General features: G+C 58.2%; 8 protein-coding genes. 5 read left to right on the top strand and 3 right to left on the bottom strand.

The window, feature by feature from the left end; genetic code table 11:
- Nucleotides 1–358 precede the first annotated feature (358 nt).
- From FSZ31_RS08930 to FSZ31_RS08920, 3 genes are all read left to right on the top strand, one after another.
- On the top strand, nt 359–3,535 hold the full coding sequence (locus FSZ31_RS08930) for a TonB-dependent receptor domain-containing protein (RefSeq protein ID WP_147123003.1): 3,177 nt from the start codon (nt 359–361) through the stop codon (nt 3,533–3,535).
- 63 nt (nt 3,536–3,598) lie between these two features.
- A complete protein-coding gene (locus FSZ31_RS08925; protein ID WP_147123002.1) occupies nt 3,599–4,498 on the top strand; it encodes a 2OG-Fe(II) oxygenase in 900 nt (299 codons plus the stop codon).
- Nucleotides 4,495–6,108, top strand: coding sequence for a tetratricopeptide repeat-containing sulfotransferase family protein (locus FSZ31_RS08920; protein WP_147123001.1), 1,614 nt, complete (start codon nt 4,495–4,497; stop codon nt 6,106–6,108). The genes FSZ31_RS08925 and FSZ31_RS08920 overlap by 4 nt, the downstream gene beginning before the upstream one ends.
- Here FSZ31_RS08920 and ahcY read toward each other — a convergent pair.
- Together ahcY and FSZ31_RS08910 are read right to left on the bottom strand one after the other, a co-directional pair.
- Nucleotides 6,102–7,520, bottom strand: coding sequence for an adenosylhomocysteinase (ahcY, locus tag FSZ31_RS08915; RefSeq protein ID WP_147123000.1), 1,419 nt, complete (start codon nt 7,518–7,520; stop codon nt 6,102–6,104). The genes FSZ31_RS08920 and ahcY overlap by 7 nt on opposite strands.
- A 162-nt stretch (nt 7,521–7,682) precedes the next feature.
- The gene (locus FSZ31_RS08910; RefSeq protein WP_147122999.1) at nt 7,683–8,243 is read right to left on the bottom strand and encodes a YqgE/AlgH family protein; all 561 of its coding nucleotides are present in this window, start codon (nt 8,241–8,243) and stop codon (nt 7,683–7,685) included.
- Between the two features lie 140 nt (nt 8,244–8,383).
- Here FSZ31_RS08910 and FSZ31_RS08905 point away from each other — a divergent pair, with 140 nt between their 5' ends.
- The gene (locus FSZ31_RS08905) at nt 8,384–8,863 is read left to right on the top strand and encodes a peroxiredoxin (protein WP_147122998.1); all 480 of its coding nucleotides are present in this window, start codon (nt 8,384–8,386) and stop codon (nt 8,861–8,863) included.
- Between the two features lie 79 nt (nt 8,864–8,942).
- The gene (locus FSZ31_RS08900; protein ID WP_147122997.1) at nt 8,943–10,379 is read left to right on the top strand and encodes an AMP nucleosidase; all 1,437 of its coding nucleotides are present in this window, start codon (nt 8,943–8,945) and stop codon (nt 10,377–10,379) included.
- Here the strand turns inward: FSZ31_RS08900 and FSZ31_RS08895 are convergent.
- The gene (locus FSZ31_RS08895) at nt 10,376–10,936 is read right to left on the bottom strand and encodes a YbjN domain-containing protein (protein WP_147122996.1); all 561 of its coding nucleotides are present in this window, start codon (nt 10,934–10,936) and stop codon (nt 10,376–10,378) included. The two genes, FSZ31_RS08900 and FSZ31_RS08895, sit on opposite strands and share 4 nt — an antisense overlap.
- Between the last annotated feature and the right edge of the window lie 29 nt (nt 10,937–10,965).

The raw sequence follows: 10,965 nt of genomic DNA, 5'->3' as shown, positions 1-10,965 counted from the left end.
TCTCGCGGACAAGGGCTGGAAGCCCGTAAGATACGATTCGGACAGATGCACCGCCGCCCCCCTGATGGGCATTTCGCTCAATTTCCGAATTTAGTGGGTACGCATTTTTATCAAAAATTGCACAGCAATGTGCAAACATGTTGGGCGAATTGGGTCTCCATCGTCGCAACTGAGACGGGACCAAACGATAGCGTGGCTAATTTGTCACATTAGACCAAAGTTATAGCCCGGCACCTCACATGCAGTTGACTCGATTCCCCCGACCTGTGACGTTCCAACCAGCAATTTGTATAGTCCAAGGCGCGATGATGCCACGTCTCGACGTGGATCGGGATGTCGGAATTTTAGGGGTATTGCCATGAATACGAGATCTTTTCCTTCCACGCTTCGACGGTTTCGCAACCATGCAAGCATCGGCGCATCCGTTCTCGCGATTGCACTGGCTTGCCCGGCTTACGCACAGGATGCGACCGATGATGCTGACCAGGCAGCTGCGCAGGCCGCAGCCGATCAGGATGCTACGGACGCAACGGTGTCGGCCGATGGCACAGAAGTCACCCAGGGCGACGCGATCGTTGTTACAGGCTCGCGCATCCGTAGGCCCAATCTGGAATCGACGGTGCCCGTCACGACGGTCGATGGCGCGGAGTTTTTTGAAACCGGCCGCACTTCGGTCGGCGATACGCTCAACGAACTGCCTGCGCTGCGCAGCACCTTCAGCCAGTCGAATTCCACCCGATTCCTTGGTACCGCTGGCCTGAACCTGCTCGATCTTCGCGGTCTCGGCACTCAGCGCACCCTTGTCCTGGTAAATGGTCGGCGTCACGTTGGCGGCGACATCCTCAGCAACAGCGTCAGCCCCGACGTTAATACGATCCCGACCGATCTTATTGAACGCGTTGACGTTGTCACCGGCGGCAACTCGGCGATTTATGGTTCCGATGCCATCGCCGGCGTAGTCAACTTCGTTCTCAAGGACGATTTCGAGGGTCTCGAGGGACGCGCGCAAGCTGGCATTTCCAAATATGGCGATGCCGGATCCTATTATACCAGCATCTTGGCCGGACGGAATTTCGCCGATGGGCGAGGCAATGTTGCGATCAACCTGGAATATGCAAAGCAGCTGCCGTTTTACGCGTCGGACCGCCCAGCCTATAGCCAAAGCAGCGGTTTCATTACCGTAGATACTGATCCAGCAGGCACGCCCAATGGTAGCGATGGCAACCCAGACGCTGTATTCTTTCAGGATATTCGCAACGCCCTTTATAGCAATGGCGGTACATTCCTCTCGTATGATGGAGGATCGTTCTATGCTCCTTATATTTTCCAGCCTGACGGCACACTAGTCAAGCAGACGGGCACTCGCGTTGGGCGCCCTTCCGTCGGTAGCTTCATCGGCGGCAATGGCGATAATTTCCGCGACGGAAAGCAGTTTGGCTTCTTGCCTAACCTCGATCGCTATAGCGCCAACCTGGTGGGCCATTTCGAGGTTTCACCCGCATTTGTACCGTTTGTGGAAGCGAAATACTCGCGTACGGACTCGGTCAGCAATGCTTCTGGTCCGTATTTCACGAGTGCGGTTGGCGAGCGGTGGTACACCGACAATCCCTACCTTACTGATCAGGCAGCCGGTATCATCCGCGATTATTATGGCGACTACTACGACGCCGCCGGTAATAGCGGAGCCGACGGAATTCCCGACGCCGATCAGAACGGATTCGTCATCCGCCGCAACGTTGTCGAGCTTGGAAACCGCGAAGAACGCGCGAAGCGAGAAACGTATCGCGCTGTCGTCGGTGTACGAGGCGATTTCAACGACGACTGGAACTATGAAGTTTCGGCAAACTACGGCGAATTCAAGGAGCGCACCAGAATTGACGGAAACGTCAATCTGCAGCGTATGTTGCTCGCCATCGACGCGGTTGACCAAGGCGAAGCCACGACAGGCGTCGCGAATGGCAACGTTGTCTGTCGTGCGCAGGTTGACCCTGCTTCAGGAAGCCCGTTCGATCCGACAAATGCCTATTCCAACCAGACTTACCCTGGGGATGTGGCATCTTGCGTCCCGATCAACCTTTTCGGTGAGGGTAATATCACCCAGGCTGCAAAGGACTATGTGCTTTCAAATTCGCTGGCGCGCGGCAAAATTACGCAGTTCGTTCTCAGTGGGTTCATGAGCGGCGATACGAGCCAGTTCCTGAACTTACCGGGTGGGCCCGTTGGTTTTGCCATCGGTTCCGAATATCGGCGGGAAACGAACTACTATGTCCAAGACGAACTGACGTCCTCCGGGATCACGTTCTACAACGCGATCCCAGAATTTGATCCAAAGGCCTTCGAGGTTACGGAAGCTTATGGCGAAATCCGCCTTCCGATATTGCGCGATCTGCCATTTTTCAGAGAGCTGACGTTGAGTGCAGCCGGACGATTAGCCAAATACAGGGGCATTCATAAGCTCGTCAAAGCATACAACGTCGGGCTAGATTGGTCGCCAATCGAAGATTTGCGTCTCCGCGGGAATTATAGCCGTGCAGTCCGCGCACCCAATCTCGCCGAATTGTATACGCCTTTTGGTCAAAACTATACGCCGCCGCCGGCTGATCCCTGTTCGGATCGGAATCTCGCTCTTGGCACGGCTAATCGCGAAGCAAACTGCCGCGCAGATGGCGTGCCCGTCGGTTACGATTACATCTATACGTCGTCGTTGCCCTACCTTTCGGGTGGCAATCCTAACCTCGAGCCGGAAACCTCGGACAGTTACACGTTCGGCGGAGTATTTCAGCCGCGCTTCTTGCCAGGATTCGCGTTGACCGTTGATTACTACAACATCACCGTGAACAATGTCATCGCCGGCCTGGGGGCGCAGACTATCCTCAACCAGTGCTATGACTCCAGCACGATCGACAACCAGTATTGCGATCTGTTCGACCGTGCCGGTCCCGGCGGCGGCCCCAATGGAGAAATCCAGGGCCAGGTTATCGAAAACAGCTTGCGAGTGGGGCCACTAAACTACGCCAAGCTTAAGGTTCGCGGTATCGACTTCGACTTGAACTATCGTCGTCAAATCGGGAATTTGGGACAACTTAACCTGCGCGGCGTTTACACTCGCGTGTTACAGAATGATAACTTCTTGGATCCCACCAGCCCCAACACGCCTAATCAGATATTGTACGAGCTTGGCGATCCGCGCGACGCCTTTAACATAAGCACATCGTTCAAATCGGGTGCCTTCACCTTGGGCTACAAGCTTCGCTACATCGGCAAGATGACGCCGGGCGCCATCGAGAACATCAAGAGTGTGGGCGGTCTTCCTCCACGGAATGCCGATGCGTTTTCGATCGATTACTACCCCGAAGTGTTCTACCATGACGCGCGGATTGCAATCGACCCGAACTCGAAATTCAGCTTCTACTTCGGTGTCGATAACATTGCCGACAAGAAGCCACCTTACGGCCTTTCGGGTGCCGGCGGCGGCAGCGGCATCTATAACAATACCGGACGCTATTTTTACACTGGCGTTCAGATCAAGATGTAAAATCGAGATAACATTGATAAAAGGGGCCGAACGCGTTTCGGCCCCTTTTTTTTGGGATAGTCCATGATTGCAGACTCTCGATCCGCTAATCTCGGCGCGGCTTTGTTCAATCGCGCATATGACCTTATCGACTGCGCACCGGCGCAACGCGATTTCAAACGTGCACGCGAATTATTCAGTCAAGCTGCAGCAGCAGGTAACCTTGACGCAGTCCGGATGGTGGGAAATTTCGCAGCGCGCGGCATAGCCCAACGGCGCGATTGGACAGCGGCACTGGCAAGCTATCGCCATGTCGCGACCGTCGATGCGCAGACCGAACGAACCATAAAGCTCATAGATTCAATGGTTCTGACGAGCGACGGCAACCCCGTAACGGCCGCACAACTCGAGCAGATCAGCGCGAAACCTCGCATCGCCCGGATTGCTCAATTCCTGACGGCTGACGAGTGCGACATGCTGATCAGCTTATCGGCACCCATGTCGCGTCCGGCCCAGGTTGTCGATCCGTACAGCGGCAGGCTGATCCACGATCCGGTTCGCAAGGCACACAGCGCCTTTTTTGGCATTCTGTCGGAGTCCCCGTTCGTCCATGCGATCAACAGACGCATCGCTTTGGCCAGCTCAACCGACGTGGACCAGGGTGAACCCCTACAAATCCTGAGGTATCGCGTCGGCGACGAATACCGCCCCCACGTCGATAATGTGGCAGGCGACGATAACGACCGTCTGATTACGTTCCTAATCTGCCTGGATGACCGGTTTAGTGGCGGCGAAACCGAATTCCCGTTGGCCGGTGTAAAGGTCCGCCTTGAAAAGGGTGCGGCGATGATGTTCTACAATTGCCAAGGGAATCAACCCGATCCACTGGCAGTTCATGCCGGGCTTCCCGTTACAAAAGGGGAAAAGATCATCGCCTCCCGCTGGATTAGAAAGCGTCGTTTCTCGCCTTGGCCCGATCAATGAATCAGACCGGGTTAGATCGGGAAATGCGCGATGCGTTCCATGCATTTTCGCGCAACGACTTTCGCCGTGCAGAGAGCATCGCCCGTCACCGGATAATGCAAAACGATGATGACGCAGATGCGCGCACGTTGCTCGGTCTCCTTGCTGCACGGCTTGGGATAGACGAGGATGCCGAACGCTTGCTCAAAGAAGCGCTCGAACGCGATCCCGATCATAAAACGGCAAGATTGGGCCTCGCCGACTGTTACTGGCGCCAAGGAGAATTTGCGCGGGCGCTCGAGTCCAACGCAGTACTGCTCGCCCAAAACCCGGAGGATTTTATGGTCGTTCAGGCACTTGGGCAGATGTATGCGCAAAGCGGCGATTACGACCGGGCCGAAACCCTCTATGCGGACTTTACCAAGCGTCGGCCCGACAACGCTAGAGGCTGGCTAAGCTACGCTCACCTTCTCAAAACGATTGGTGCAACCGACAAGGCTATTGTGGCCTATCGCCGTTCGATATCGCTCTCACCCACCTCGGGAGACGCGCACTGGAGTCTCGCAAATCTGAAGACATTCAGATTTTCTTCCGATGAGATTCAAGCGATGGCGAACTTGATTGAAGCCGGGAAGCTTCACGCCAATGATCATATCCAAATCTGTTTTGCCTTGGGCAAGGCTTATGAGGATCAACAGGATTACGCTAAGTCGTTCGACTTTTATCAGACCGGAAACGCGTTGGAAAAGCGACGTTCGAATTTCGATCGCGATAGCTTCTCTGCCGAGATTGAAACCTTTCGTACCGGCTTTGACACCGCGTTCTTTCAGAAACGAGCGGGTTGGGGTTCCCAGTCTCGCGCGCCCATCTTCATTGTCGGAATGCCCAGAGCGGGATCGACGCTTCTCGAGCAGATCCTTTCGAGCCATTCGACGATCGAAGGCACCTCCGAACTTCCCTACATTCCCGCGCTGATCCAGAAAGTGATGGCACGAGACTGGAAAGTGCCGCAGCGAACGATCGATGCCATTTCCACCCTGAACCAGTCGGAGGTCGAGGCACTGGCAGAAGAATATCTGGAACGATCGTCGCGTCATCGCAAGACCGATCGCCTCTATTTTATCGATAAGCTGCCAAACAACTGGGCCGATATAGGATTCATCCGGCTCCTGTTTCCCAATGCGCGTATCATCGATGCAAGGCGAAATCCGATGGCCAGCGGGTTTTCCAATTTTAAGCAAAAGTTCGCGCGCGGGCAAGGGTTTAGCTATAATCTTAAAGACCTGGGACGCTATTATTTCGAATATGTACGGTTAACCGAGCACTTTACGCGAATGTTTCCTCACGCAATTCTGCGGGTACATCATGAGGATGTCGTCGCTGACCTGAAATGTCAGGTCGATCGCATGCTGTCGTTTCTCGATCTGCCTTTCGAGCAAGCCTGCGTCGAATTCTGGACGAACGATCGCGCCGTCCGCACTGCAAGCTCGGAGCAAGTTCGCCAGCCGATCAATACCAGCGGGCTCGACCAGTGGCGCAATTACGCACCCTGGCTTTCCGACCTGCGGATCGAGCTAGGCGATGTGTTTGACGCCTATCCCGATCCGCCGGAATTTCCGCCCGATCAATAGCGGTAGTGGTCGGGCTTGAACGGGCCTTCGACGGGGACGCCGATATAGTCGGCCTGCTTCTGGCTCAGCTTCGACAGCTTCACGCCAAGCTTTTCGAGATGCAGCTCGGCGACCTTTTCGTCGAGATGCTTGGGCAGGACGTAGACGTCGTTCTTGTAGCCGTCGGTGTTTTCCCACAGCTCGATCTGCGCAAGCACCTGGTTGGTGAAGCTCGAGCTCATCACGAAGCTGGGATGGCCGGTGGCGCAGCCGAGGTTTACCAGGCGGCCCTTGGCAAGGATGATCAGCTTCTTGCCGTCGGCGAATTCGACTTCGTCGACCTGCGGCTTGATCTCGGTCCATTTCATGTTCGACAAAGCGCCGATCTGGATTTCGCTGTCGAAGTGGCCGATGTTGCAGACGATCGCCATGTTCTTCATCGCGCGCATGTGATCGACGGTGATGACGTCGGCATTGCCCGTCGCGGTGACGAAGATGTCGGCACGCTTGACCGCGTCTTCCATCGTCACGACTTCATAGCCTTCCATCGCCGCCTGCAGTGCGCAGATCGGATCGACTTCGGTGACGAGGACGCGAGCGCCGCCCTGGCGCAGCGACGCGGCGCTGCCCTTGCCGACATCGCCGAAACCGGCGACGCAGGCGACCTTGCCCGACAGCATGACGTCGGTCGCGCGACGGATCGCGTCGACCAGGCTCTCACGACAGCCGTAGAGATTGTCGAACTTCGACTTGGTGACGCTGTCGTTGACGTTGATCGCGGGAAACGGCAGCTTGCCCTTCTTGGCGAGCTCGTAAAGGCGGTGGACGCCGGTGGTGGTCTCTTCCGAGACGCCCTTGATCGCAGCGACGGTCTTGGTGAGGTAGCCGGGACGCTCGGCGAGGAAGCGCTTGAGCGTTGCGGCGAACACCTCTTCTTCTTCGTTCTCGGGGGTGAACAGCTCTTCGCCCGCTTCGACGCGTGCGCCCCACAGAGCGAACATGGTGGCGTCGCCGCCGTCGTCGAGGATCAGGTTGCAGGTCTGGCCATCGCCATCCTTTTCCCAGTCGAAGATGCGCGCGGCGTAATCCCAATATTCCTCAAGCGTCTCGCCCTTGACCGCGAAGACGGGCACGCCGGTCTTGGCGATTGCGGCGGCAGCATGGTCCTGCGTCGAGAAGATGTTGCACGATGCCCAGCGGACTTCGGCACCCAATGCAGTCAGCGTCTCGATCAGCACCGCGGTCTGGATCGTCATGTGCAGGCTACCGGTGATGCGCGCGCCCTTGAGCGGCTTTTTCGCGCCGAATTCCTCGCGCAGCGACATCAGGCCGGGCATTTCGGTTTCGGCGATGTCGATTTCCTTGCGGCCGTAATCGGCAAGGGAAATGTCGGTGATGACGTAATCGCGGTCGAGGGTCTCGGCGGTGGCCATAACGGGCTCCTGATTTAATGGCGAAGATGCCGTGCAGCGCGAGCATTGCGCAAGCAACGGCGGTTCGGGCGCGCCTTTAGCCAATGGGAGCTCAAACTGCAATATAAAGATTTCTTTATATGGCCCGTTCGAACGCATCGGAGCCGATCCGCGTTGGACCGCTCAGGCCGATCCGGCGGCCGAGGATATCCGGTCGGCATCGATTCCCTGGGCGGCGAAGCTCGCGCCCCATTTGTCGCGCGGCGCTTCGCGATAGAAGCAGCGCTCGTCGTAATCGCCGATATGCCATGCGTTGGCGGCGATCTCGCCTTCGAGCTGACCGGCACCCCAGCCGGCATAGCCCAAGGCGAGCAACCAGTCGCGTGGCCCCTCGCCCGCCGCAATCGCACGCAACGTCTCGATCGACGCGCTGAGCGACCAGAGACCGGCAACCTTCAGCGCACCGGGCGTGTCCCAGTCGTCGCCATGGAGGATAAAGCCGCGCTGCGGCTCGACCGGGCCGCCGAACAGCACCGGCTGGTCGAAGCGTTGCGTCGTCGCGATGTCGAACTGCGTGAAGACGTCGCCGACCGTCATGCCCTCGATCGGTGAGCCGATATCGATGCCAAGCGCACCCTCTTCATCGTGCGAGCACATCGCGATGACCGAATGATGGAAACGCGGATCGCCGATCGTCGGCAGGGCCAGCAGGAGATGGCCGGCGAGCTGGTCGAGGGCACTCATCCCTTCTAGATAAGGCGTACGACCGGTAAAGCTAGGCTCGGCGCAATCGCTCCCCCTTGATAATCGCCCACGGGTACACGAAATTGGCGCGCATCGGGTTGACGCGTTCGCCCGTCCTCAAACATCCAGGAGACAGTTTCATGGCGATCGAACAAGGCCAGAATATTCCCGAAGCCACGTTGGTCAAGGTCACCCCAGACGGCCCGCAACAGGTCAAGAGCGGCGAATTCTTCGCAGGTCGCAAGGTCGCGCTGTTCTCTGTCCCGGGCGCCTTCACCCCGACCTGTTCGGCCAAGCATTTGCCAAGCTTCGTTGAAAAGGCCGATGCCCTGCGCGCCAAGGGAATCGACGAGATCGTCTGCACCGCGGTCAACGATCCGTTCGTCCTGGGCGCCTGGAACAAGGCCGACGGATCGAGCGACGTCACGATGCTCGCCGACGGCAATGGCGATTTCGCCAAGGCGCTGGGTCTTGAAATGGACGGCACCGCGTTCGGCCTCGGCCATCGCGGCCAGCGCTTCTCGATGGTCGTCGACGACGGCGTAGTCACCCAGCTCAACGTCGAAGCGCCCGGCGAGTACCGGGTCAGCAGCGCCGAGCACATGCTCGACCAGCTCTGATAACCGATCTGCGCAACGGGGGGCAGGCAGCTTGCCAGCCCCCCGTGACAGCCGCGCAAAAAGCCCTTATGCGCGGTTCATGACAGATACCAAAAAGATCCTGCGCGACCTACAGGACGCCTACGACCGCTCCATCGACAATTTGCGCAAGGCGATTGCCGCCTTCGTCGCCGACGGAACCATCCCCGACCCCGCGCGGCGGACCGACGGCAGTTTTGCCTATCCGCAACTGCGCATCACCTATGCAGGCGAAGAAAACGAGGCGGTCCACAACCTCGCCTTCGGCCGGCTCGAAAAACCCGGCGTTTATGTGACGACGGTGACACATCCCGAGCTGTTCGGCGATTACCTGTCCGAGCAGATCGACCTGCTTACGCAGCAATACAAGATCAGCGTCGAAGTCACGCCGAGCAAGCAGGAAATCCCCTTCCCCTACGTCCTCGATCCGTCGGGCGATTATGAGATGGGCGATGTTCGCCCGCTCGACCTTGCGCGGCATTTCCCGACGACCGAGCTTGCCGATATCGGCGACGAGATCGCCGACGGCCAGTTCAACATCTTTGCCAACCAACACCCGCTCGCGCTGTTCGATGCGCTGCGCACCGATTTCAGCCTCGCGCGGCTGCGCCATTATACCGGCACGCCGCCCGAGCACGTCCAGCGCTATGTCCTGTTCACCAACTATCACCGCTATGTCGACGAGTTCGTCGACTGGGCCTGTGGCCAGATCGGCAAGGGCAAATACACCGCACTATCGGGCGCCGGCGGCCTGTACACCGAAACCAACGAAGCCGATCCGTCACGGCTCGTCGCCGACAGTGCGTGGCGCCGTCACCAGATGCCGGCCTATCACCTGATCGGCGAGGATCGCAGCGGCATCACGCTGGTCAACATCGGCGTCGGTCCGTCGAACGCCAAGACGATCACCGATCATCTCGCGGTCCTGCGCCCCGAGGCATGGCTGATGATCGGCCATTGCGGCGGTCTGCGCCCGACGCAGCGGATCGGCGACTATGTCCTCGCTCACGCCTATCTGCGCGACGATCATATCCTCGACGACGTGCTGCCGCCCGAAATCCCGATCCCGCCGATCGCCGAGGTTCAGCAGGCGCTCGCCGCCGCCGCGGGCGATGTCGAAGGCGCGCATGGCGCCGAGCTCAAGAAACGCATGCGCACCGGCACGATCGTGACGACCGATGATCGCAACTGGGAACTGCGCTATACGCGCTCGGCCCTGCGGTTTTCGCTCTCACGCGCGGTCGGGATCGATATGGAATCGGCGACGATCGCCGCTCAGGGTTACCGCTTCCGCGTACCCTATGGGACCTTGCTATGCGTCAGCGACAAGCCTCTCCACGGCGAACTCAAGCTACCGGGACAGGCCAACCGTTTCTACGAACAGGCGATCGCCGCGCACATGCAGATCGGCATCCGCACCTGCGAAATGCTGCGCGACGACGGCGCCAAGCTGCATAGCCGCAAGCTCCGCGCGTTCAACGAGCCGCCCTTCCGCTAAGGATTGACGATCTTGGAAAAGGCGGCGGCAATCGAGCTGAAGGTCGTCGCCTCGACCCTGATGTTTCCCGCAAAGGTGCCGAAGTCGCAAATGACGTAGCGCTGGACGTAGATACTGCCGTCGTTCAGAACGCCGGCCTTGATGAAGCTGTATTCGTTTTCAAAGTCCGACAGCGCCTTTAACAGCTTGGCATCCGACCAGCCCTTGGGGCGATCCCAGGCGGCCATGATATTGAGTCCGGCGCAGTCGCTGCCATCGGTACAGGCCGTCGGCTGGTAGATGGCAATGAGGCCCGATTCCATCTCCGCGCGAACAAAGGGCTGTCCATTGTTCTCCAAAACGCTCGTCTTCGCGCCAAGTCCCCTGAGGACCGACTGAACGTTCTGTAGCGTAAATTCCTTGATCGGCGTCGTGTCCGTCAGCGCCTGTGCACTAACTGGGCTCGCCGTCACCAAGAGTATCGTTGCCAGTGTTGCCACCAAGCCGTTGAGCATTGCGCGCACCATCGTGTCTCCCCCGCCCAAGAACGGTGTCGGCTCCCCCAATTGGAAAGCCATGCGAAATCTACAGAGCCATGAGCAAAGGT

This window comes from Flavisphingopyxis soli, assembly GCF_007995095.1.
GTDB lineage: Bacteria > Pseudomonadota > Alphaproteobacteria > Sphingomonadales > Sphingomonadaceae > Flavisphingopyxis > Flavisphingopyxis soli.
The sequence above is the reverse complement of the archived record's forward strand: the minus strand, read 5'-3'. Positions and strand labels throughout refer to the sequence as shown.

Bases quoted from the DNA above. Each gene is read 5' to 3' on its own strand.
- FSZ31_RS08930 (WP_147123003.1), top strand. From the start codon at position 359: ATGAATACGAGATCTTTTCCTTCCACGCTTCGACGGTTTCGCAACCAT.
- FSZ31_RS08925 (WP_147123002.1), top strand. From the start codon at position 3,599: ATGATTGCAGACTCTCGATCCGCTAATCTCGGCGCGGCTTTGTTCAAT.
- FSZ31_RS08920 (WP_147123001.1), top strand. From the start codon at position 4,495: ATGAATCAGACCGGGTTAGATCGGGAAATGCGCGATGCGTTCCATGCA.
- ahcY (WP_147123000.1), bottom strand. From the start codon at position 7,520: ATGGCCACCGCCGAGACCCTCGACCGCGATTACGTCATCACCGACATT.
- FSZ31_RS08910 (WP_147122999.1), bottom strand. From the start codon at position 8,243: ATGAGTGCCCTCGACCAGCTCGCCGGCCATCTCCTGCTGGCCCTGCCG.
- FSZ31_RS08905 (WP_147122998.1), top strand. From the start codon at position 8,384: ATGGCGATCGAACAAGGCCAGAATATTCCCGAAGCCACGTTGGTCAAG.
- FSZ31_RS08900 (WP_147122997.1), top strand. From the start codon at position 8,943: ATGACAGATACCAAAAAGATCCTGCGCGACCTACAGGACGCCTACGAC.
- FSZ31_RS08895 (WP_147122996.1), bottom strand. From the start codon at position 10,936: ATGGCTTTCCAATTGGGGGAGCCGACACCGTTCTTGGGCGGGGGAGAC.